This is a genomic window from Wolbachia endosymbiont (group A) of Andrena helvola (assembly GCF_964028415.1).
Classification (GTDB): domain Bacteria; phylum Pseudomonadota; class Alphaproteobacteria; order Rickettsiales; family Anaplasmataceae; genus Wolbachia; species Wolbachia pipientis.
Genome location: NZ_OZ034779.1, coordinates 1,043,861 through 1,069,350, shown reverse-complemented (window position 1 = coordinate 1,069,350; position 25,490 = coordinate 1,043,861). Strand labels below are relative to the sequence as shown.

At 34.8% G+C, this 25,490-nt stretch carries 13 protein-coding genes and 3 pseudogenes; 6 read left to right on the top strand and 10 right to left on the bottom strand.

The features are described from left to right. The first annotated feature begins 37 nt into the window (after positions 1-37). Complete coding sequence (locus tag ABWU73_RS05530) at positions 38-1,990, top strand: NB-ARC domain-containing protein (protein ID WP_341810192.1); 1,953 nt, start codon at positions 38-40, stop codon at positions 1,988-1,990. On the opposite strand, the pseudogene ABWU73_RS05525 reads toward ABWU73_RS05530, so the two are convergent. Further along, positions 1,965-2,797: pseudogene (locus ABWU73_RS05525) on the bottom strand (IS5-like element ISWpi1 family transposase). The gene ABWU73_RS05530 and the pseudogene ABWU73_RS05525 overlap by 26 nt on opposite strands. Before the next feature lie 73 nt (positions 2,798-2,870). On the opposite strand from ABWU73_RS05525, the gene ABWU73_RS05520 reads away from it, so the two are divergent. After that, positions 2,871-4,814, top strand: coding sequence for a tetratricopeptide repeat protein (locus ABWU73_RS05520; RefSeq protein ID WP_341810191.1), 1,944 nt, complete (start codon positions 2,871-2,873; stop codon positions 4,812-4,814). Positions 4,815-4,854: 40 nt separating this feature from the next. Here ABWU73_RS05520 and odhB read toward each other — a convergent pair whose 3' ends face one another. Further along, the gene (gene odhB / locus ABWU73_RS05515; RefSeq protein WP_010962667.1) at positions 4,855-6,027 is read right to left on the bottom strand and encodes a 2-oxoglutarate dehydrogenase complex dihydrolipoyllysine-residue succinyltransferase; all 1,173 of its coding nucleotides are present in this window, start codon (positions 6,025-6,027) and stop codon (positions 4,855-4,857) included. Positions 6,028-6,967: 940 nt separating this feature from the next. Here odhB and hemC point away from each other — a divergent pair. From hemC to ABWU73_RS05500, 3 genes are all read left to right on the top strand, one after another. Further along, positions 6,968-7,846 (top strand): hydroxymethylbilane synthase, encoded by an 879-nt coding sequence (gene hemC, locus ABWU73_RS05510; protein WP_264329869.1) that lies wholly within the window; start codon positions 6,968-6,970, stop codon positions 7,844-7,846. After that, the gene (murB, locus tag ABWU73_RS05505) at positions 7,837-8,724 is read left to right on the top strand and encodes a UDP-N-acetylmuramate dehydrogenase (protein WP_264329809.1); all 888 of its coding nucleotides are present in this window, start codon (positions 7,837-7,839) and stop codon (positions 8,722-8,724) included. Before hemC ends, murB begins: the two co-directional genes overlap by 10 nt. A gap of 96 nt (positions 8,725-8,820) precedes the next feature. Next, positions 8,821-9,012, top strand: a complete 192-nt coding sequence (locus ABWU73_RS05500; protein WP_070356842.1) for a hypothetical protein — start codon at positions 8,821-8,823, stop codon at positions 9,010-9,012. A gap of 23 nt (positions 9,013-9,035) precedes the next feature. Here the strand turns inward: ABWU73_RS05500 and ABWU73_RS05495 are convergent. From ABWU73_RS05495 to ABWU73_RS05465, 7 genes and pseudogenes are all read right to left on the bottom strand, one after another. Next, positions 9,036-9,868 (bottom strand): annotated as a pseudogene (locus tag ABWU73_RS05495) (IS5 family transposase). A gap of 177 nt (positions 9,869-10,045) precedes the next feature. Next, positions 10,046-10,867, bottom strand: a complete 822-nt coding sequence (locus ABWU73_RS05490; protein WP_341810190.1) for an Rpn family recombination-promoting nuclease/putative transposase — start codon at positions 10,865-10,867, stop codon at positions 10,046-10,048. Then, a complete protein-coding gene (gene ltrA, locus ABWU73_RS05485) occupies positions 10,864-12,411 on the bottom strand; it encodes a group II intron reverse transcriptase/maturase (protein ID WP_341810189.1) in 1,548 nt (515 codons plus the stop codon). The genes ABWU73_RS05490 and ltrA overlap by 4 nt, the downstream gene beginning before the upstream one ends. A 37-nt stretch (positions 12,412-12,448) precedes the next feature. After that, a complete protein-coding gene (locus ABWU73_RS05480; protein WP_173862902.1) occupies positions 12,449-12,592 on the bottom strand; it encodes a hypothetical protein in 144 nt (47 codons plus the stop codon). Positions 12,593-13,046: 454 nt separating this feature from the next. Next, positions 13,047-13,292 (bottom strand): annotated as a pseudogene (locus tag ABWU73_RS05475) (PD-(D/E)XK nuclease family transposase); the annotation flags it as partial. A 250-nt stretch (positions 13,293-13,542) separates the two neighbouring features. After that, positions 13,543-15,522, bottom strand: coding sequence for an ankyrin repeat domain-containing protein (locus ABWU73_RS05470; protein WP_264329746.1), 1,980 nt, complete (start codon positions 15,520-15,522; stop codon positions 13,543-13,545). 242 nt (positions 15,523-15,764) lie between these two features. Beyond that, positions 15,765-16,853, bottom strand: a complete 1,089-nt coding sequence (locus tag ABWU73_RS05465; RefSeq protein ID WP_264329420.1) for an IS481 family transposase — start codon at positions 16,851-16,853, stop codon at positions 15,765-15,767. Positions 16,854-17,675: 822 nt separating this feature from the next. On the opposite strand from ABWU73_RS05465, the gene ABWU73_RS05460 reads away from it, so the two are divergent. Further along, complete coding sequence (locus ABWU73_RS05460) at positions 17,676-24,566, top strand: hypothetical protein (RefSeq protein ID WP_264329742.1); 6,891 nt, start codon at positions 17,676-17,678, stop codon at positions 24,564-24,566. Here the strand turns inward: ABWU73_RS05460 and ABWU73_RS05455 are convergent. Beyond that, entirely contained in the window at positions 24,563-25,483 is a 921-nt protein-coding gene (locus ABWU73_RS05455) for an Rpn family recombination-promoting nuclease/putative transposase (RefSeq protein WP_341810183.1), read from the bottom strand. The genes ABWU73_RS05460 and ABWU73_RS05455 overlap by 4 nt on opposite strands. Positions 25,484-25,490 lie beyond the last annotated feature (7 nt).

Sequence of the window (25,490 nt, the reverse complement as noted above, 5' to 3'; positions counted from 1 at the left end):
AAACAAATTTATAGCAGCCTGTATGAGGTAACTAGTTATGCACGGTAATATCTATCAGTTAAAGGTATTGATGCTGTTTTTGCATCGCGGAGTGCTCTATCAGCATTCTTTTCGCTTAGGTACAGAAATAGAAGAAGCCAGAAAGTTTGATGACTTAGTATTTGAATATATCCAGGGTAGTAAGAAAGCATACCGCTTTTTGCAGGCCAAACACACACAAGATGAAGATAACAAGAAAATTGGAGTAGGGAACTTACTTACAAAAGATAAAAGTGGTGAATTTGGATTAGCAAAGTATTTCATTTCTTACCTAAAGATCAAAAATAATCAAGATTTTGCAGATGGTAACCTGAAAGATTTTATTATCTGTACTAATATCGATTTTGATCTGGATCAAAGTACAGCACAAAACACAGTGAGGAAATTGAAGGTAAAAACTTCAGGACCAAACGAGAAAATAGAAATTTTGGTTGAAGTAATCGACACTAGTGATGTCTTTTTTAAAGACGGCGGCACTAGATATAAGTTCTCTTGTACTCACGATAACATGATTTCAATAATGCAACCGACATTTAAGGGTGCTGTGGAGGAGATGATAAAAGAATTAGAAGAGGAGATAGAAAAACTTCAAAGTAAACCAGATCAGGACTCAAAAAGGAAATTGGAAAGAAATCAGACGTGGCAACGTGAATTTGGACGAATGATGAATGAAGGTAGGTTGGAAGACAATATAAAAGAATTTTTTGACAAATTAGTATTTGCAGTAAATCAGCCTAATGAAATAAAACTAGCGGATATTATCAAAAGTGAGCTAGGTGAGCAATTTAATGATATTGACAGAAAAAATGTTTACGCTCGCTTCCAAGAAAAAATGCTAGATTGGCTGAAAGAAAAAGGGAGACGTTTTCTTACACATGAAGACGGAAGAGAATTCTTTCGCAAGATGAAAGAAGAAATCTTAGGAGGCTTTCGATTTGAGGTAAGAAACCCAGTAGGATCGTTTACTGGAAGAAAAACAGAGCTAGAAAAATTGCATGAGTCAATACAAGAGAGTCAAGGTGTAGCCACAGTAATATCGCAACTGGTTTCTATTAGTGGGTTGGGAGGAATAGGTAAGACTGAGCTGGCCAAAAAATATATTGAAGAACACAGTAAAGATTATGACAACAATATTATATGGATAAAAGCTGAAACCCATGAAACCATGGTGCAGTCTTTTCTCAGGTTAGCTAGAGATCCTTTAGGCATTCCTACAGAAGATAGGGATATTGAATCTATTGTAAGAGACATATACGCTTTTTTCGCCAAGAGAAAAAGTCTCTTTGTTTTCGATAATGCAGAAGAATATAGAAGTGAAGGTCAAGATGCTGGTATTAGTCAATTCTTACCGTCCCACTTTTTATCATCTGATGATAATAAACCTAGTGTTTTGATTACCTCTCGTAATCAGAAATGGGGAGATATAAAATCATTAACATTGGGTGCATTTACTGAACCAGAATCAATGGACTTCATTAGAAAAGCACTAGGTATAAAAGATGAATCACAAGAAAATGAAATAAAGAATTTAGCAGAAACATTACAGCATTTTCCTTTAGCTCTGCAGCAGGCAGTTGTATACATAAAAGAAAGGGATATAGCATTAAAGAATGTAGGCTTGAAGTTTGAAATTAGTGATTATTTAAAGAGATATAAAAAGGAAGCAGAAAAATTACTTGATTTTAAGTTTCCTAAAGACAGCGACAATAGCTACACCAAGACAACTTTTATAACCTGGAAAATTACTATTAATAAAATCAAAGACAACGCAGAGTATGGCCAGCAAGCCAAAGAAATTTTAGATATTATCGCCTATATTGCCTCTGACAATATTCCTGTAGAAATGTTTTTAGGATTAGAACGCAATAGAGAAAAGTTAGGTGATGCTATCCAACTACTTAGAGGTTGTCCGGAAACAAGTAAATTCAAGCATATTCCCTCTTTAACATAACCCTACTCATAGCTAGGTATATGAAATTCTCAGTGGATGTTGTGAGTAAATCATACTCCTTCGATAGCCTTCTATTCCTATTAACCCAAGCAAAAGTCCTTTCTACAACCCATCTTCTTGGCTGTACTTTAAACCCTTGTTCTCTTGTTGGTAGTAGCTCAGGTGGCGTATCTTTGTGCACCCAAAATCTACATGGAGGCCTTTTAACAATTTCAATATCTATGTCATATTCTTCCTTTATGTGATTCTTTAAATTTCTTCCTTGGTATCCCATGTCAGCCCACATTTTTTTAACTTTAGTATATTTTGTTCTCATATTGTTTAATGCTATTTTAATACCATCTCTATCATTTTCGTTAGCAGCGCCTACGTAACAACCTAGTATAAAACCCTGAGTGTCTGTAATTATATGCCTTTTTCTACCCTTTACTTTTTTACTTCCATCATAGCCTTTGATCCCCCCTTTTCTGTAGTCTTTACAGATTGACTATCTACTATACAGGCACTCGGCTGCTCATTCCTTCCTATTTTTCTTCTACTATATTTTGTAATTTCATAATTCATTTTCTCAAAAATTCCCTGCTTCTTCCATTGCCTGAACTGCTCATACACAGTCTTCCATAGCGGAAAATCATTTGGTAAATACCGCCATTAACACCCTGTACGCAATACATAGAAAATTGCTTCTAATATTTCTCTTTTGCTATACTTTGGCGGCCTTCCTCCTTTCTTGTATGATACTCTGAAGTGTTTTTCTATTCTTGCCCATTCCCTTTCGCTTAGATCTGTTGGATACTTTTTTCTCATCTTTACCCCGTACTAAAATTTCAGATATTATAGCCTTTTACTTGTTTCCGGACAACCTCTTAAGCAATATTCAATGATCAACTCAGGAGAAGAGCAAAGTTCAGTCAACGTTCACAGGTTAGTGCAGCAAGTAACAAGAATAGAGTTAGAAAAACAAGGCAAAGACAAAGTTGTGAAAAAGACTTTTGAGTTACTGGAAGAAAGCTTCCCTTATGGTAGTGACAAATTAGAAGATTATGCTAAGAAACGACAGTTGTTACCACATTTAGAAACGTTCTTATCACATATAGATGATTGGCTAGAAAAAAATCCTTTAGAAAAGCAAACAATAGAGAAGTATTATCTTGAAGATTTGTTAATATGTATGGATGATGGATACCATGACTTGGGTAATCCCAGAAGACAAAAGGAGTTGCTTGAGCGAGTTTTACCTATTCAAGAGAAACATTACGGCCCTGATCATCCAGAAATTGCTATAACACTGGCAAACCTAGGTAACGCTGATGGGACTTTAGGTGATTCTCAGAAAGCGAAAGCGTTGCTTGAACAGGCTTTAGCAATCAAGGAAAAGCATTACGACTCTGATCATTTTGAAGTTGCTAGAACACTTGTAAACCTAGGCAACGCTCATTACGCATTAGGTGATTCTCAGAAAGCAAAAGAGTTGCTTGAACAGGCTTTGCCCATCTTTAAGAAACATTACAGCCCTGATCATCCTGGAGTTGCTAAATTACTGGCAAACCTAGGCAACGCTTATGGAGATTTAGGTAATCCTCAGAAACAAAAGGAGTTGCTTGAACAGGCTTTAATAATCGACGAGAAATATTATGGCTTTGATCATCTTACAGTTGCTATGATACTAGTAAACTTAGGTATCGCTTATGGAGATTTAGGTAATCCTCAGAAAGCAAAAAAGTTGCTTGAACGAGCTTTACCTATTTTTGAGAAACATTATGGCTCTGGTCATTTTCAAGTTGCTAAGCTACTGACAAACCTAGGTGCCGTTTATAGGACTTTAGGTAATCCTCAGAAAGCAAAAGAGTTGCTTGAACGAGCTTTAGTAATTCAAGAGAAACATTATGGACCTGATCATTTCGAAGTTGCTAGAACACTGATAAACCTAGGTAACGCTTGTGGTACTTTGGGTAATCATAAGAAAAAAAAGGAGTTGCTTGAACAAGCCTTATCTATTTTTGAGAAATATTATAGCTTTGATCATTTTCAAGTTGCTAAGCTACTGACAAACTTAGGTGCCGCTTATAGGGCTTTAGGTAATCCTCAGAAAGCAAAAGAGTTGCTTGAACGAGCTTTAGTAATTCAAGAGAAACATTATGGACCTGATCATTTTGAAGTCGCTATTACACTGACAAACCTTGGTATCGCTTGTGGGGATTTGGGTGATCCTCAGAAACAAAAGGAGTTGCTTGAACGAGCTTTAGCAATCAAAAAGAAACATTACAGACCTAATCACTTTGAAGTTGCTAGAGCACTAGTGAATCTAGGTAACGCTTACAAGGATTTAGGTAATCCCCAGAAAGCAAAAGAGTTGCTTGAACAGGCTTTAGCAATTCAAAAGAAACATTACAGCCTCGACCATTTCGAAGTTGCTAGAATACTAAGAAACTTGGGTATGGCTTATGGTGCTTTAGGTGATCATAAGAAAAAGAAGAAGTTGCTTGAACAGGCTTTACCTATTTTTGAGAAACATTATGGCCCTTGCCATATCCAGGTTGCTAAGCTACTGGCAAACCTAAGTATCACCTATGGGGATTTAGATGATCCTCAGAAAGCAAAAGAGTTGTTCGAACGGGCTTTACCTATTTTTGAGAAACATTACGGCCCTGATCACCCGGAAGTTGCTACACTACTGATAAACCTAAGCGACGCCTATGGTGCTCTAGGTAACCATAAGAAACAAAAGGAGTTGTTTGCACGGGCTTCATCCATCTTTAAGAAACATTATGGCCCTGATCATCCGGAAGTTGCTAAACTGCTGGCAGAGCTAGATGATATTTAGGCTTTTAGCAACACTAGATTAATAATCACTTATTTTATAATCACACTTCCAAAACTAACCTGTTTGGATCTTCTATATAATTTTTTATTTTAACGAGGAAAGTTACTGCTCCTTTGCCGTCAACTATTCTGTGATCGTAAGAGAGAGCAATGTACATCATAGGTCTGATTTCTACTGCATTACCAACAGCAACTGGCCTGTTTTGTATTGAATGCATTCCAAGTATTCCAGATTGCGGAGGGTTTATTATCGGAGTGGAAAGAAGTGAACCGTATACTCCACCGTTTGAGATGGTAAATGTTGCACCTTCCATTTCTGATACTTGTAATTTACCCTCACGAGCTTTTTTGCCAAGAGCAACTAAAGTCAACTCAATTTCTGCAAATGACATCTGATCGGCACCCCGAATAACTGGTACAACAAGACCTTTATCGGTGCCAACAGCAACACCTACGTCATAGTAATGTTTATATATGATTTCATCGCCTGAGATTTCAGCGTTAATTTCAGCAATTTCTTTCAATGCTTGCACCGCTGCCTTTATAAAAAACGACATAAAACCAAGTTTTATTCCATATTTTTTTTCAAAGGCGTCCTTATATTTTGCTCTTAGATCCATGACATTCTTCATGTCAATTTCATTGAACGTGGTCAGTATTGCAGCAGTATTTTGCGATGCTTTCAAACGAGCGGCAATTACTTGCCTTATTTTGCTCATTTTTACTCGTTCCTCTCTTTGCTCTCCATTTACTACACTTTTTGGCAATTCATATTGTTTTATTGCAGGTTGTTCAGCTTTGTTCATATGGCCTATCACATCTGCTTTTGTTATTCTGCCTCCCATGCCAGTTCCTTTGACGCTTTCTGCACTGATTGCATTTTCTTCCATAATTTTACGAGCTGATGGAGCATCTTTTTTAGCAGCACTTTCGCTTTTATCTTCTTTTCTCGCTTCCTCTTTTACTTCTCCCATGGAAAGCTTCGCTAACAATTGATCAGGACTTATTACATCATCTTCTTTTATAAGAAATTCAGTTATTTGCCCTGAAGCTTCTGCAGTTAATTCGAGTGCTGTTTTGTCAGTTTCAATTTCAAAGATCAAGTCATCTACTTTTACTGCTTCTCCAATACCCTTCTTTATTTTTACTATACCTTCTGTAACTGATTCACCACCAAGAGTTTTTGGTGCTCTGATTTCTATAATTTTGCTCATAAAACAACTTCCGTATAAAACTTTCTATAGATTTATACATGAAAAGAGACATGTAATAAACTAATAAATTCATTGAGGCTCTTATCATTTAGAAGTGGACCACAACTCCCAAATGTCATTCCAGCGCAGCCATAAAAATTCCTTGACAAACTCCGCCAGCCCCCTTATCATGATAGTGAAGCTATTGTATTTGCTTTCGCCAATCTGCAGATTAAAAGGTAAGGATTACTTAATGTATCGGCGTCTTATGTTCAATTTTTTGCAGTATATAGATACTGTATGTCTTTACAAAACTTCATCTACATCTAGATTTTTATCTAAATAAGCTGAACGCGCTTATAAAGCGTTACAAGACATCAAAAAATGCCAATACTCGACAGAGATAGTAAAAGACTAGCTAACTCGGGGATTCTTTGTCTTTTTTTCTGCTTAGTAAATTTCTTAAACATTTGCAGCGTAAGTTAGTTGCAATTAAAAGCGGCTGAATCTCGCTTGTCAAGCGTTTAAAACATAAAAAACGCCAATATTTTAAAGCGGATAATAACCCCAGGGCTTCTTTTGCCTTTTTTTTTATTTGGTAAATTTCTTAATATTTATGGCTAAACGACAACCGTCATCCCGCTGCTTGTTAGCGGGATCTAGAGATACCGCGAATGAATCGCGGTATGACGGTTAAATAATTCGTCATCCCGCTACGTGTTAGCGGGATCTAGAGATACCGTGACGGTATGACGGTTCGCAGTGGTATGACGATAAGGTTTATACCTTGTCATGCAAGTACTAGAATCCAGTAAGCTTATTTATGCATATAAAAGGTTATTATTTTGTAAAGTCAAAGTTGCTTTTGGTTTTAAGTTAAAGTACAATAAATGCAAAGGTTTATATAAACTGGATCCAAGTAGTTAGCTACTTGAATGACATCAGACAAACAATCGTACACATGCTAGTCAAAATAGGTACCAGAGGAAGCAAGCTTGCAGTTGCCCAGGCTTTGGAAGCAAAACAAAAGTTGCTGGACTCTTTTCCTAACTTATCTATTGAAATTGTTAAGATAAAAACTTCTGGAGATAAGTATGCAAACGCAAATCTTGCTGAAATAGGAGGCAAAGGATTATTCATTAAAGAAATTGAGACTGAATTGCTCGAAAATAATATAGACATGGCAGTTCACTCGCTAAAGGATATGCCTGCGTTTTTCTCAGGGGGTTTAACAATTCCTTGTGTTTTAGAAAGGCTAAGTCCATGCGATGCGTTTATTTCTCATAAACACAATAGCCTTGAGTCTTTGCCACAGCAGGCTACTATTGCCACTTCTTCAATAAGAAGAAAAGTTCAGTTGTTAAATGTTAGACCAGATTTAAATATAGTACCGCTACGTGGAAATGTAACAACTAGATTGCAAAATCAAAGTTTTGATGGAATAATTTTAGCTGAAGCAGGACTCATAAGATTAGAAAAACATCACTTAATTACAGAGGTATTGCCACCAAAAGTTATGTTAAGTGCAGTGGGACAGGGAGCGATTTGTATTCAATGTAGAAGGAATGATGTAAAAATTATCGATCTTTTAGAGAAAATTAATAATAATATGTCTTTTATAGGAGTGAAATCAGAGCGCAGTTTTATGAAGACAGTGAATGGTTCATGTTTTACACCACTTGCAGCTTTGGCTGAATATGTAAGCGAAAATATGCTATACCTTCGTTGTATGTTGGCAGATGGAAAAAATATATATTTCACTGAGCGCACTTCATTTATAGAAGATGCGGAGAAAATGGGTATGGATGCAGGGTTAGAGTTGAAATCAAAATGCTTATAAGCTTACCTAAAGTACGTGGAATCTATCGTTATGACATCTTAATGTCTAAAGCAACGTGGTTAAATGTCGGTGGACGAGCTGATATATTATTTAAACCACGTGATATTGAAGATTTAACATGCTTGATTAAAAACACTGAGTTGCCAGTTAGTGTTATTGGTGCAACATCCAACATAATAGTGCGAGATAGCGGCATTCGAGGAATAACAGTAAAATTAGGTAAGGAGTTTGCATATATTAAAAGTAAGGGTAACAACTCTATTGTTGCAGGCGGTGCTGCGCTGCTTAGTAACCTTGCTTACTTTGCAGGAGAGCAACAAATTAGTGGACTTGAGTTTCTAGTTGGAATTCCAGGAACAGTTGGTGGCGGAATAGAAATGAATGCAGGTGCGTATGGTAGTGACATCGCAAGTGTTGTACAATCCATAAAAGCAGTGAATCTAGAGGATGGAAACCTATATGAGTTCTCCAGCGAAGAAATGGGGTATTTTTACCGTGGACATAGCCTAAAAGGAAATTGGATTTTTGTTGAAGCTGAGTTTAAAGGAGTAAACTCAGAGTATGAGCTTATATTGCAAAGGTTAAAGGAAATTGTTGAGAGAAAAAATAAAAGCCAGCCAATAAGAGGAAAAACTGCTGGGTGCATATTCAAAAATCCAAAAAACTACCGAGCATGGGAGTTAATTGATAAATCCGGCTGCCTAGGGTTAAATATTGGTGGAGCTAGAATCTCTAAGAAACATTGTAACTTCTTGCTCAATTACGATAATGCAACTGCATCTGACTTGGAAAACCTTGGCAACAAAGTAAAAGATGCAGTAAAGGATAAATTTAATGTTGAACTTGAGTGGGAAATAAGGGTTTTGGGTAGCTATTAGATAGTTTTTATAGCTTATGTATATTCGTTCAGGAGAACGGCAAATAAGGTAAACAAGTAATCTAAAAAAATAATCATAGAGAAACCGTGAGGTAATGTGGTTAATCTTGTAGAACTTTGCAAGAATCTAGAGAGAAAAATAGCAAAGTTATACCAATTCTCATTATTAGTGAATCAAATAAGCGATATTGTAGAGTTATTTAATTGTGGAGTGAGAAAGAAAGGCAATAGTATGGCTTTTTTTCCATTGTTATCTATCCGTTTATTGTGCAGTGGGAATTGGTATTAGAGGTTGTCCGGAAACTAGTAAATTCAAGCATATTCCCTCTTTAACATAACCCTACTTATAGCTAGGTATATGAAATTCTCAGTGGATGTTGTGAGTAAATCATACTCCTTCGATAGCCTTCTATTCCTATTAACCCAAGCAAAAGTCCTTTCTACAACCCATCTTCTTGGCTGTACTTTAAACCCTTGTTCTCTTGTTGGTAGTAGCTCAGGTGGCGTATCTTTGTGCACCCAAAATCTACATGGAGGCCTTTTAACAATTTCAATATCTATGTTATATTCTTCCTTTATGTGATTCTTTAAATTTCTTCCTTGGTATCCCATGTCAGCCCACATTTTTTTAACTTTAGTATATTTTGTTCTCATATTGTTTAATGCTATTTTAATACCATCTCTATCATTTTCGTTAGCAGCGCCTACGTAACAACCTAGTATAAAACCCTGAGTGTCTGTAATTATATGCCTTTTTCTACCCTTTACTTTTTTACTTCCATCATAGCCTTTGATCCCCCCTTTTCTGTAGTCTTTACAGATTGACTATCTACTATACAGGCACTCGGCTGCTCATTCCTTCCTATTTTTCTTCTACTATATTTTGTAATTTCATAATTCATTTTCTCAAAAATTCCCTGCTTCTTCCATTGCCTGAACTGCTCATACATAGTCTTCCATAGCGGAAAATCATTTGGTAAATGCCGCCATTGACACCCTGTACGCAATACATAGAAAATTGCTTCTAATATTTCTCTTTTGCTATACTTTGGCGGCCTTCCTCCTTTCTTGTATGATACTCTGAAGTGTTTTTCTATTCTTGCCCATTCCCTTTCGCTTAGATCTGTTGGATACTTTTTTCTCATCTTTACCCCGTACTAAAATTTCAGATATTATAGCCTTTTACTTGTTTCCGGACAACCTCTTAGCTGAACGGACACTATTGTTATACTATATCTTATATACAATTGTGCAATATGGACAATGGCAACAAATTTACTAGCGAAATTCAGTGATTTATGATTGATAATTAAAGTTCTTAATTAGTAACCGTTCACACTTAATTCTTCAATCTCACTAATAGAAAGGCCAGTAAATTTGACAATAGTGTTGACATCAACATTGTTAGCCAGCATTGCTTTTGCGACTTCGATTTTTCCTTCGATTTTTCCTTCGATTTTTCCTTCAATTTTCCCTTCCTCTTTACCGATTTTGATGCCTCTTTCTTCGCCAATTTGGATGCCTTTTTCAGTAGCAAGGTCAAGTCTGTATTCAAGAATGGCTTCTTCTTTCCGTAGATCCATTATTCTTTCTTCATAAGCTACTAAATCTTTTTCATTCCAGCTAAACCTGTCTAATTCATCGTAGGCTAACTTTATTATTGGTGCTTTTTCTGCTATTTTCCTTAAGTCTTCTTCCGTAGTTTCATCTGCATATTTGAAGAAAAATAACCAACGATCCACTATGCTTTCTAGCTGTTCTTCCTTATTCTTAGGAAATTTAGGTAGTTCAATAAATACAAATTGAAAATCTTTTAAGTCATGCTCATTGGTTTTCTCATCTCTTATAGTGTGGCTGGATATATAATCAAGCTTATCAGGAAATAAATTACAATTAGAGATAGCAATAAAGAAAACCTTCTTTAAATCAATGTACTTACCAGATTTATCAGCTTGCCTTGAGTAAGCCTTAGCAGCATATAGTTGAGCTCGTTTTTCGAAGCCTTTATCGCGAGTAAGCTGGTTAGGTAAGGAAGTAGTATTGCTACTACTCCCTCCCTTAGAAACGCAGCATGCAGGTTTCCCCACACTACGCTTGAGCCCCTTATCTAAGTCCTTCTTTTCTCGAACCGGCTTGTCCTTCATGATTCCTCAGAAAACATCATTCTTAATGGTGACACCAACAGTAGAGAACCTTCTCTTGAGAAAGAGCTTGCTAACATTTTTGTTTGTTTCACTCTTTCATCAAAATACTTTTTCCATTTTAAGTCAAGTGGATTTGCATCCGCCCTGATTTTAACATGTCGTCTGATAGGTATATCAATCAACCTAAGCAGTCTTAAATACCTTATCTCTTTCGGTTTGTTCTTGCATATGGGTGCAGCAAAGACCCATTGGCGTTGTTTCATTACCTTGAAGTAACGATTCTTTATCCAACGTAATCCTTTACGAGGATGTCTTTTCTTTGCCCATTTCCATAGAGCACACATAATTTCATGGTCTATTTTGTTAAAAGCTCTTTTCGCACACACATGGCTGTAGTAATTTCCCCATCCCCTTAATAGGGAATTGAGCAACTTGATTAGTACGGCCTGAGTGTTCGCTATGTTTGCCTTTATCAATGTACGTGCTTTATTAAGAAGTTTCTTAATACTTTCTTTTGAAGGTTTTATAATTAACTTCTTATTATACCTGCGTACATTACAACCAAGAAAGTCAAACCCTGTTGTAATAGATGTAATTTTTGTTTTCTCTTCGGAAAGGATAAGACCTCTCTCCTGAAGAAAGGACGATACTAGAGGTTTTACTTCATTTTCCAGTGCTTCACGTGTGATTCCTGAAATGATAAAGTCATCTGCGTACCTGATTACATTTACTCCACTTCTGATTTTGCTTCTTCTTTTACTGCCAAGTTTACCAAATTGACTTTCCAATGATTTTTCAAGTCCATTTAGGGCTAGATTTGCTAGTATTGGAGAGATGATACTACCTTGTGGGGTACCTGCAGTTGTGGAATACAGAGTTTTTGATTCTAGGAAGCCAGCTTTTAACCAGCTATGAAGAATTTTCTTCTCCATAGGAATATGCTTCATGAGCCATTCATGGTTAATGTTATCAAAACACCCTTTAATATCACCTTCGAGTATCCATTGTAGTTGGTTACGGCTTGCCAGTAACAAGTGACAAGCCACAGTAGCGTCTGCGCAGGATCTTTTTGGTCTAAAACCATAAGAGTGACGATCACTGATCGTTTCAGCTATCGGTTCCAAAGCAAACAAGTATAATGCTTGCATGGCTCTATCTTTTATCGTAGGGATTCCAAGAGGTCTTCTTTTGCCATTAGACTTACTGATGTATATCCGTTTTAGCGGAGAAGGTTTGTATCCTCTTTGTTTTAATAGCTTTATTCCTTGAAATTTTGTGTTGCAAGTTGACCATATTTGACGATCTACACCTGCTGTGTTTTTTCCTTGGTTTTCAGTTACTCTCTTAACCGCCAAAGCTTTGCCGCTAAAAGAGCGTGTGAGAAGGTGTTGTAAAGTTTTCACCTTACCCCATCTGCCTTGTTGGACAGCCTTAACAATACGCCTCTGTAGCCTCATAACAACTTTTTGGCATTTCTTCCAGGGTAACTGGTTCCATGCTTCGGAGTTATTGGTAGGTGCACTTACAGTTGTACTTGTAATCATCTGCTTTCCTACCTTAAGTGGTTAACAAAGTTTCTTGTCATGAGGGACCAAATGGAAGTCTGCTCGTTTTCACGCGAATTAATGTTACAAATTCTATCCATTTCGTTACAAAATGGCATTCGCTTTCTCCATTATCCTTTACCTGCACATCCATCAGCATTCCTTGCGGGTTGCCTGCCATATAGGCGAAAATACAGGCTTATCCTGTTCCTTTTGTCATACAATAGTGGGTTAGGTGGCTTCTCTATACCGGTGGAATTATTATTTGCGTACATCCAGAAATGAAAAATGTAACTCATCCACATTACCTTTTGGTCGGAGCTTATCAGCATCTTTAGCTCTTTAATCGTTACGATACTTATGAAGCTTCACTTACGTTCACCATACCACTAAGCCTAGCCCTCCAACCACATGATGCTTGTAGTTTATGCTTTCTCTCACGATTGAGCATCTTCTTTATCAAGAGGAGGTTCATTGTCCGCGTCGCTCGGCACCAACTGGTTACCCAATTCGCACTGATGCGTAGACTCAGATGGCAAAACATCTGGTTCAATAAGCTTTAGAATCCTTTCAGTTTCTTTCTGAATGAATTCCTCTCCTTTTAAACAATATGACCGAAGGCTTTCAGGTCGCACCATTTCGACGATCACTTGCAGTCCATTTTCATCTCTACAGAGGACATCAACAATACTTTGCTTTTTAGCAGCAATATCAGGGTCTTGAATAGTACTTAAAAACTCTATACCCTTTATTTCATTTTTACCAGTGAAGCCAAGGATATCATTGAGAAAGTGAATAAGAATATCCTTATTTTTTTCAGTACCAAAGATACGCTTGAACGATATATCATTTTTGGGATCAAGAAACTTAGAAAAAGTCATAAGAAATTAACCTAAAAAGCGTTAATAATTATACACAATTCTGAAGAAATGTTCAACTTCTTTATGCTAAAGCCTATTAAAGTTAGCTGAATTTCAAGAGTTGGCAAATTGAGGTAGGTGTTCCTATTAATATAGGCAACTGACCTAAAAAATCTTAAAGCCAGTGGTATGCTTTAAAGACTATAAACATCAAGATAAATTCCTTAGAAAATCTCTTAAGCTATTAACTTAACATCAACATCTGTCCTTACTATATACAACGGCTTACTGTTTCTTTGAAACTTGAGGCTCCTCTTATTTCATCAAGTTTTGTCAAAGGACCGATTTTTCCATCAGATTGACTCATCGTTTCAGAACGCATCAATTTTCCAGATCTGACAAAAAATCCTTGTTCTATGGCTTGGTTAACTGATAACTCTCCTAGTAAGCAATTCTCTCCTATTTTTTCTTTACAATCTTTTAATTGCTTCAGCAGATCTTGATTGCATACTTCCACCTTTATATGGCTTTTATTTTTTATGTCAGGACGCAACCTAACCTCTAACTCTCCCAAACTAGTATAGAAAGTTAATACTACATCGCTGCCTTCTGTAAGATCTGTGTAATTCCTTTTGCCTTTTTCAGTTTTAATTTCTACTTCACTATTACCAATCTTTACTATATTTCTTCCACACTTTAAATCTCCATGGGTTAGACCCAAACCCCTTGCCCCATCTGTTATTTTTGTAATGTCTATTTTACTATCTTTAGAATATTCTAAGTAAAAAACGGAGTTGTCTATTCTTATATCTTTCAGCTCGCTGCTAGTTGCACTTTTTGCGACTTCAATAAACTTATGAGTATTGCTAATATAATCTTTATATGCTTTTTTCATGTTAGTTTTATGCTCTTTAAATTCTGATGTCAGTGTGTTAACAATATTAGCATCAACTGTATTACCAAACACCGCTCCTTTTGATACTAATTGACATACTATACTACTAGCAACTTTAGGATTTTTTTCCAACTCACTGATTTTTTTTATCACATAATCGGTAAGGGTGTACTCACTACCTGAAAAGAAATCTTGTGAAGAAGAATAGTTTAATCGTACGCCAGACTTTATAGCATCATTCACAACTTCTTCAAGTTCAACCATGTTTTGAGCTCGAGATACCTTATCAGAAAACTTACTTAACTTCTCCTTTTGACTTGATGTTAAATTAACGAGTAATTTGCTGGCCTGTCCTTTCTTCTCCGAACGATCAATAATATTTTCATCATAATATGATACTCCTGCTTCTAGCATTATCTTTTCTAACTGTTGAATAAGATCTTGATGTTCCGGCTCCCAAGAAAGATCTTGAATATGAAAAAGCAATTTTGATCTATCTCTTCCTTCCCTAACATTTAGCACCACTTCTAGGTCTGGATCTCCTTTATGCTTACCTAAAAAGTCCTTTAAATTTTTAATGCAGTCTGGACTGGGTACAAGTAAGTCATACAATTCCTTATTCAACTTTTTCTGTTTATCAGTTAAGAGTAATTGTTCTAGATCAAAGCAGAGTTTCTTAATTACTACTTGTTGTGGAGTTTTTCCCTTCCTATTTGGTATGTTAGGGTTAGCTCCTTTCAATAGGAGAGAGTTTGCATTATCATAATTACCTATGGCAGCAGCAATGTATAATGGTGTTTTTCCTCCATTATCCTGTATGTTAGGATCTGCACCTGCATCTAAAAGTGAATCTATAGCCCGATTTCCTAGGGGACGGAATTCATCAATACTTGCTCCTGCAACCGCATGTAGTACCGTCGACCCATTTGCTCCTCTTTTGAGGTTAAGAATTACTTTTAAATCTTTATTATTTTTATTGTCATGTAAAAATTTTTCAAGAGGTTCGGTATTATCAGATAAGCTATGGTAAGAGGTTAAACATCCCAGAGCATTGAGTAACTCTTTATTTAATTTCTTTTGACTTAGAGTAAGATCATGCTCAAGTGCAAACCAAACACAAACCCGTTCTTTTAGTACAAGTTTGCTATCCATTAAAGATGGTAGTTCATTATAGTTTCCAATTGATTGCAAATCCCCTAAATACAACATCTCATCACTTATCGATTCATTTAACAAATGTTCTTTAGATGATAGATGTTCTATAATGGATTCATACTCAAGATCATATAGTTCTGGTTTAGATTTTAGCTTTAGTCGATTGATGATAGATTTCATCATCTTGGTAAAATCACCCATACTCACCCCCTAAACTAAGATATATGGTATATGATATTCGATATGTAACATTAAGTCAATAACTATAATCTTTTCATGTCGTTAAGATCTTATTAAGTTTTTATGGTGAGTACTACTAGTAGGTTAAAAATTGTTTATTAATGAGAGTTTTAGATAGTTTTTGTAATTGCCAGATTAACAAAATTGAGAACTGCTAACTATATTTAATTGTAATAGTTCAGACTTGATCTGACAGGCGTGAATTAACTGACAGAAGAATTGACAAAGTCAAAACCAAAATCAGCATCCTGTTTAATGCTATCAATATTTTTCTGATAAGCAATATGCATACTATCAAAAAAGGTTTGCATAGGTGTCTTACCATAGCAATATTTACCTGAATGCGGTCGAGATCTATTGTAAGAATGCACCCAATGGTCTACATCTAGCTGAAGCTCTGCCAAAGAGGTGTAAATTTTCTTTCTGAAGATAATATTGTAGCATTCATCTTGCATAGTTCTGTGGAACCTTTCACAGATGCCATTAGTTTGTGGAGAACGAGCTTTGGTTCGAGAATGATCAATATTTTCTACCCCCAAATACAGCTGGTAAGCGTGATTTTCAGGTCTGCCACAGTACTCTGTACCACGATCCGTCAAAATGCGTAGCAATGATACTTTCTGTTCATCAAAAAACGGTATCACCCTATCATTGAGAAGGTCTGCAGCTGTAATAGCAGTCCTTTCTGTATAAAGCTTAGCAAAAGCAACTCTAGAGTAGGTATCAACAAAGGTTTGTTGGTAAATTCGTCCAATACCTTTGATATTACCCACATAATAGCTATCTTGGCTACCCAAGTATCCTGGATGTTCTGTTTCAATTTCTCCATGGGCCTCTTTTTCTTCCTTAGCCTTCTCTAGAGCTGTTATCTGCTCTTCTGTTAAGATAATGCCATCTTGAGCTACTTTTGCTTCTAATGCCTTTAACCTCTTTTTGAAATTCTCAAGATCGTTTCTTTGCCACACTGATCTTATTCCACTTGCAGAGATGAGAATTCCTCTCTTTTTCAGTTCGTTTGCTGCTCTTTCTTGTCCATACGCTGGAAATTCTATTGCTATTTCAATTACTGCTTTTTCTATATCCTCCGATACCCTATTTGCATATAATGGCTTGCTTTTGCTTATCTCGTGTAAAGCCTCTTCTCCTCCTTTTTCATACAGTTCTTTGAAGCGGTAAAATGTATCCCTTGAATATCCCATTACCTTACACGCCTGTGATACATTTCCTAATTGCTTTGCAAGTTCTAGCAATCCCAACTTTGGTTTTAGTATTTTTTCTTGTGTTGTACTCATATCTGACACTCCTTTAAAATTTATTCATATTTTTATCTTACTTTGTTCGCCTGTCAGATCAAGTCTGAACTATTACAATTTAATACCATTATCACAAGGATAAGATTTTTTACGCTTTAAAGAAGTGCCAAAACTGCTGAAGTTTTTACAGTAAACCTACGTGTTCAGCAGAATAAACAAACACATGCCAGTATTAGTAGAGAATTATTTATAAGAGTCAACTAGCTTTTTAGAAAAATATTTTAGTAAAACTAGTTAGTGTTATAAAGAATTGAATTATTGACTCTTTTTAAAATTGCAAAAAAGATCGTATATTTGTGAGAACAAATTAAATAAAAACGGCGTTGTGAAAATAAAAGCTTGAAATTATTGCAACAAAGTTAGGCGAGTTAGTTCATATGTAAATTTAGCGAAAGCGAGCCAATATAGCTAGTTTTAGCGTATAGTAAAATTATTATAAAGAAAAGTTCGCACGTATTGAGTGATAGACCAACTGATTCCAAGAAAACTTGTTCTCACAACAGCTGATTTTTGTTGCTGGAAATAGTTAGGTTATTTAAGTTTTTAGTGATATATAACACTAAATTAATAGCATAATTCATCTGAGAACGGCAAAGGGAAACCGAGATAAAAATATATCTTTTCTGTTGGTATGGTTGAGTTTAGTCAAGTTCTCTTTAAAATTCCCTCCTATCAACTATATAACTGACATCTATAATGGTTAATTTTTTACGAAAAAAATAAATTGAATTATAAAAAATTCTGGTATAATTATAGAGAAAGTTACGCAACTTAACAATCCCATAATGGAGAGGTGAATTTATGCATGTTCAACAAGATCAAAGCTATAACATAACAGGAGCTTCAAAACGACTCACTAGAGACCCTATTTCTATTTTTCGTCAGATAAAAGAGGCAAAAGATGAAAAGCAAAAAATTGAATCCGAGGAACTTTTAAGTGAGCTAAGAAATGCGTTACCTAAAGAGTACAAAATAGGAGCTGCTGTAGGTGGAGAGGATTGTTTCTTTGATTCCGTAGCTCAAGGATTGAACGAGTTAAAAGATAAAGGTCTGATTACAGGTAGTAAAGGATTTAGTATAAAGTCTTTGCGGGAAAGTTGTAAACAATATGCACGCCAAGTTAATCAATCAGAAAAAGGCTTATGGTTGGATAATGCTTTAAAAGAAAAAGGTGAAGAACTTTATGAATATATTCCACGTATTGAATTTACTGTAGAAGACATTGAAAATGCAAATTCCGGTTCAGAAATAAAAATTCTAAAGTTGGAAAATGCTATATGGGGAAGACCTGAAATTGAAGGAAAAATGATATGTGAAAAATATGGCATAAAAATTAGGGTTATAAAATTGAGAGATGAAGAGATAGATGGATTACATGTTACTAAAGATAAGGTAGGTAAAGGCAATACTATTTATATAGTGAATTACAGGAACCATTTTATACCACTTCTTAGTAATATTAAAAAAGATATAAAGAAAAGCATAGAGGTTTCTAGAGAGGAAGCTTACGGTAATGTGGTAGGTTCAAATTCAAAAAATATTTCTCAACCTTACATTTCTAAACCATTACAAGATATTGAAAGTTTCTCACACAAACAAAGTGGTCGTTCAAGAAGTCCTGGCGAGGAAAATCGTGAGACTGATGTAAGCTCTGGAAAACGTAAGCGTTCTGTCACAAACAAAAATAATAAGGCATCAAAAAGGGCACGCATGGATGTAAATGTTACTAGTAATGAAAATTCAGAATTTCCTAGTGATTTACAAGATGAATCTAGACAGGATGAACTGCATAATGCTTGTCAGACTAAGCGATACATTCCTCATCATTTGATTAAACTTATGTATCAATTAGACTTGTCAGTGCTGTGCTCACTTAGAAAGTCTACATATGAACATAAATATCCTTTATTGTCATTAGCGTTTGGAGATTCTGAAATTGATAAATTCAATGATATTGCCCTTCATTATGAAGAGAAGTCTATTCATATACGAATTGAAAATGTAGACAAATATTATACAGATAATGATATTAATTATGCTAAGCTATTTAATAAAGGAGAACAAAGCTTTTCTATTAATAACTACTTTGATAGTTTTGTTAAACATCTGACCTCTAGGGTAGATAGCTCATTAGATAATATAGAGTATCTTGTTATCTATACCAATTCAGGCTTGGATCTTACAGAAGAAAAGGAATTAAAGAAAGGGCGATCTAGGAATTTTTATCCTTTTAAATTTGATATCATAAGTATAGAAAAATATGGCATTTTAAAAGATTTCTTATTTACAAATGATAATACGCAAGGGCGTGGTTTTTATCAATTTTCGCAGAATAAAATAACAAGAGGGGAACTTTTAAAGCGGCTGGAATTTTCATCTGCTGCACAAAAAGTAATGAAAAAAGGAGAATTTTCTCAGGAAAAAGTAAAAGAAAAATTTTTAGATAGATTAGTATTTGCAGTTAATCAGCCTAATAGAGAAGAATTGAACAGCATTATTAAAAGTGAAATAGAAAAAAATAGTAAAGTTCAATACGATTATATAGCACTACAGGAAGAAATATTACGTGATCCCACGGCTTCAGGAAGGTATAAGAAACTTGGACCTGGAATCATATATGAGTTCAATTTATTGATGCTCTTTTTGCATGACATGTTTTTGCATAAAAACATATCTTCCATAAATTCTGAAAGTCATGGTATATCTAATGACATCACTATTAATTATAAAGATAGAATTACTTACATAAAGGCTCATAATGCAGATAGTAATATTGGGTATAGTCAATTATTTCCTTCCAGACGACAGGAAAAAAATAATACATCTTCTATTAATAAGCATTTTGCTCTTTTTATTGAAGAATTAGAAAAGGATAAGGATATAAAATATTTTATTATCTATACTAATGCGGATCTAGACCTTACAGAAGAAAAGAAATTAAAAAAAGGGCAATCTGAAGGTTTTTATCCTTTAAAATTTGATAGTATAGATCTTCAAAAAAAGAAATATAAAATTTTAAGGAATTATTCGTGTATAAATAAGAATGGTCTTTATCGATTTGCGCAAGAAGCAGCAACAAGAAGGAGACTTTTAAGTCTATTAGAGCTTTTACCTTCTTTGCAAAAAGAAAAAGGAGGACTTTCTAATGAAAATAAACAAGAAATAAAAGAGAAACTTTTAGATAAACTAATATTTGCAACTAACCAACCTAATAGGGAAGAATTGAATAATATTATTAAAGATGAGATAGATAAATCTGATGTTCCATATAATTACGAAGAATTACATGAAATAGCGTTACGTTGGTCAGAATCTCATGAATTTGGCCATATTACAAAAGGAATAATGGAAAAGCTTTTGGGAGATATAAAAAATAATAGGTCTAGTTATCAGAAAATTCAAAAAAATATTGATGAAGAAATTAAGTTTGCTGGAAGTATGGTTGGTAGAAAAGGGACACCTACATTTGATCAGTTCTTAGATTTTTTAATTAAAGGAGAAGGAGAAAAATATCTGAAAGTCCTAAAAAAAGAAGGAATAAGCTTAACTAATGTGTCCAGTATCTTAGGTGGAGCAAAAGGTAAAGCTCCTACAGCATTTAAAGGCTTATATGATCTATGGTTTGATGAAGAGGGAAACAAAACTCAATATTTAAAAACCCTAGAAAAGGAAGGGATAAATCTAGCTAATATATCTAGTATTTTGAATAGAGCAAAAGGTGAAGCTCCTACAGCATTTAAAGACTTATATGATCTATGGTTTAATGAAGAGGGAAACAAAACTCAATATTTAAAAACTTTAGAAAGAGAAGGAATAAATTTGGCTAGCATGTCTAGTATTTTAAGTGGAGCAAGAGCTAAAGCTTCTACGGCATTTAAAGACTTATATGATCTATGGTTTAATGAAGAGGGAAACAAAACTCAATATTTAAAAACTTTAGAAAGAGAAGGAATAAATTTGGCTAGCATGTCTAGTATTTTAAGTGGAGCAGGAGCTAAAGCTTCTACAGCATTTAAAGACTTATATGATCTATGGTTTAATGAAGAGGGAAACAAAACTCAATATTTAAAAACTTTAGAAAGAGAAGGAATAAATTTGGCTAGCATGTCTAGTATTTTAAGTGGAGCAGGAGCTAAAGCTTCTACGGCATTTAAAGACTTATATGATCTATGGTTTAATGAAGATGGGAATAAAACTCAATATCTGAAAACTCTAGAAGAAGAAGGAATAGATCTAGCTAATATATCCAGTATTCTTCATGGAACAGGAGCTAATGCTACAACAGCATTTAAAGGCTTATATGATCTGTGGTTTGATGAAGGTGGGAATAAAACTCAATATCTGAAAACTCTAGAAGAAGAAGGAATAGATCTAGCTAATATATCCAGTATTCTTCATGGAACAGGAGCTAATGCTACAACAGCATTTAAAGGCCTATATGATCTGTGGTTTGATGAAGGTGGGAATAAAACTCAATATTTGAAAACTCTAGAAGAAGAAGGAATAGATCTAACTAATATGTCCAATATCTTGCATGGAGTGGGAACTAATGCTGCAACAGCTTTTAAAACCTTATATAATCTATGGTTTGGCGTGAAAGGAAATAAAGCTCAACACCTAAAAATTCTGGAAGAAAAAGGAATAGATCTAACTAATATGTCCAGCATTTTAGGTGGATCAGGAACTAATATTGCAACAGCTTTCAAAGAGTTATATGACCTTTGGTTTGATGAAGAAGGAAATAAAACTCAATATTTAAAAACTCTAGACAAAGAAGGAGTAAGTCTAGCCAATATGTCCAGTATTTTAGGCGGAGCAGGAGCTAATGCTGCCACAGCTTTTAAAAACCTATATGACCTATGGTTTGATGAAAAAGAGAATAAAACTCAATATTTAAAAATTCTAAAAAAAGAAAAAATAAATCTGGCTAATATATCCAGTATTTTGCATGGAGCAGGAGCTAATGCTGCCACAGCTTTTAAAAACCTATATGACCTATGGTTTGATGAAAAAGAGAATAAAACTCAATACTTAAAAACTCTAGAAGAAAAGGGGATAAACCTAACTAATATGTCCAGTATTTTGAATGGAGCAGGAGCTAATGCTGCAGCAGCTTTTAAGAGCTTGTATGATCTGTGGTTTGATGAAGAAGGAAATAAAACTCAATATCTAAAAATTTTAGAAAAAGACGGAATGAGTCTAGCTAATATATCCAGTATTCTTCATGGAGCAGGAGCTAATGCTTCTAAAGCTTTTAAAGAACTATTTGATGCTTTTTTTGATGAGCAAGGAAATAGAAAACAGCATTTAAAGCACTTTTTTATTGAGGAAAAAGGTAGAGAAAAAAGCTTTAAGCTAAGTAACTTATCCAGTATTTTAAGTAAAACAGGAACTAGAGCTGTATATACTTTTGAAAAATTACATAATGTCTGTTTTAATGATGAAGGAAAAAGAACAAAACTTTTAGATGATTTCTATAAAGCAGGCTTTAGACCAAGTAACTTATCCTCTGCATTATGTGGAGCAGGAGCTCGTGCTTCTTCTATCTTAAAAAGATTGCATAGTGTTTGTTTTAATGAGAAAGGAGAAGTAACAAAACTTTTAGATGATTTCTATAAGGTAGGTTTTAGGCCAGGTAATTTATGTAGTATGTTGAGTGGAGCAACGAATAATCTAGAAAAGAATCTAGAGGAGTTTCATGATTTTTGTTTTATAGGAGACACAAAAAGATATTTAAATCATTTCTTAATCAGGGAAGAAAGTTTTACGCTGAGTAACTTATCTAAGATATTGCATGGAGCAGGAGCTAACATTTGTTCTGCTTTAAAAAATTTTCATGATGTTTGTTTTGATGAGAAAGGAAGCGAAACACAGCTTTTAGGTGACTTTCGTAAGGTAGGTTTCACGCCAAGTGATTTATCTAATATATTATCCATGGCGGGAAATAATGCCACTTTTATTTTAAGAAACTTTCATAAAGTTTGTTTTAATAAAGAAAATTATTTAAATCACTTCTTGGCTGAGAAAAAGCTTTTTACGCCGAAAGATTTATCTAGGATACTACATGGAGTAGGAATTGATGTTTGTTCTATTTTTAAAAGATTGCATGACCTTTGTTTCAATAAAGAGGGAAACAAAACAAAATATTTAAACAATCTTATCAAAAATGATCGTTATAAGATATCTGATATATTACATGAACAAGTTAAAAAAGCTCCTCCTATTTTCTTAGGTGGACAGAATGTTAGTGAAGAAGGCAAAGCAACCAATGCAGGTCCTAAACCAAGTAACTCATCCAAGGGAACAGAACAAGAACAAAATTCGGATAGTCTACAACAAAGTGACCCTAAAGCTAAGAGAAAAACTCAGAAGGGTAACACCAATCGGAGTAAAAACAGGCAAGATGATGAAATTTTAGACACAGCGGTAGGTAGCTCTTGTGGCTCAAGAGATTTATCTCCAAAACAAATACAGTTGGTATGTCGTAACAAAAAGCAACGAGAGGTGTCCTCACAATTATCAAAGTTTGCTTCATCCATTCAACCAGTGAAACAAGGGCTTTATTTACCTTCGTTTGAAGAACGTGGAGTTAAGATTGGTGGTAAATGTGTGGCAATTACACGCAGCTTATCCCAAGCTTTATTTTTGCGGAGTAACAAATCATTTTTGAGTAATTTAGAAACTTCATCTGAAATTTATGAACGTATAGCTCAGGGTAAACAGGTATCTAAAAGAGAAGAAAGAGAAGTTTTTGCTTTTAATAAATTACTTGATGGGCTCGAACAACACCTGGATTCGTCTAGTAGTTTGCCTTTGGACCTAATTCATACTAGATGCTACAAAATACTCAATGATTTATCAAATTATATGGCTGGAATCAAAGGTAACTTTGCCATTCATTTAGTAACAAGTAATCATGTTGTCGCGATTTATAGAGCAGGTAATAGTTATGCTTATTTTGATAGTAATGCAGCATTTGTTTCTGGTTTAAAAAATGTTGATCAGCTTATAGAAGTTGTAGAAATAGGGGTAAAGTCTGCTGGCTATAAAATGGGAGAAAAAGGCTTTCTTGTTGAACACTTTGACATTGCTAAAGCTAACAGACAATTATTCAATGAAGATAAGCAAATTTTAGCAAAAGAAATTAAAACAGAACGTCAACTTCTAGCAGAGCAGGATAAGAAGCTTGGTCTTATTAAGATTAATGGTCAAGAATTATCCAGGGTACAGCTATATGACTTCGGAACTAAAATTAATATAGAAGGTAGTGTACCGTTGCTTATCAATGCCGATATGAATTTAAGTAGCAAAAAGTTTCAGGATCTAATAGATAAAAAAGAGGTGAGTATGACAGCTAGGGAGTATATTGATAGCTTAAAAAATGGTAAGAACATGGAAGAAGTAGTACAAGCAACCAAAGTAATTCCTTTCATAGGCTCAAAAAGTGAAATTGGAGAAGCAGAGCAAACACGCGAGCTGAAATTCTCTTTAAAGCGGTCAATAAAACATCTTGCCACTGTTTTCCGAAATAGTAGTACTACTGATTCTGCAACTATTGCCTCTACTGTTTCTCTCACTAACACTAGTCGGTCAGAAAGTCAGTCACCGGGAACTACTGATGAAACAAATGATAGACCTGAATCTTATTTAAGTGGTGTGACAGTAAATAACCAACTAAAAAGATCACGTTAGGCTAATTCTTCCTGAAGTTGCTCTATTTCAGCTTTAGGAAGGCCAGTAGATTCAGCTATTAAATCGATAGATACACCAGCTTTAAGTAGATTTTTAGCCACTGCTATTTTAGCCTGTTTTTCGCCCTCTTCTCTGCCTTTTTCATGGCCGATTTGGATGCCTTCTTGTCTACCTTCATGTTTAGCATCATCGAGTTTTTGAGCAAGGACAGCCTGTTCATCACGAATACGCTTGATTTCTTGTTCATAGGCAATGAATTCTTTTTCTGACCAGTTAAATCTATTTAATTCTTCATACGCTCTTTTAATTATTAGATCACTACCTATTATTCTCTCTAGCTCTTCTTCACTAGTTTCATCTGCATATCTAAAGAAGTAGACCCATTTTTCAACTATACTTGAAAGCTGATCTTCTTTGGTTTTTGGAAATTTAGGCAACTCAATAAATATAAAATAAAAATCTTTAAGATCGTGTTCATTAGTGTCTTCATCGCGAATAGTGTGCTTTGATTTATACTCAGACTTATCAGGAAATAAAATACAATCTGCTATAGCAATAAAGATAATTTCCTTAAGGTCATGATATTGATCGCCTTTGTCAGCCTGTCTTGAATAGGCTTTAGCAGCATAGTATTGAGCACGTTTTTCAAAGCCCTTAGTTTTAGCGACCTGCATTTCGACTATGACTTGCAGCCCATTTTCATCCCTACAAAGAACATCAACAATGCTTTGTTTTTTAGAAGCAATATCAGGGTCTTGAATAGTACTTAAAAACTCTATATCCTGTATTGCACTTTTGCCAGTGAAGCCAAGAATATCATTAAGAAAGTGAATAAGGATATCTTTATTTTTTTCAGTGCCAAAGATGCGCTTGAACGATATATCATTTTTTGGATCGAGAAACTTCGAAAGAGCCATGACGGGT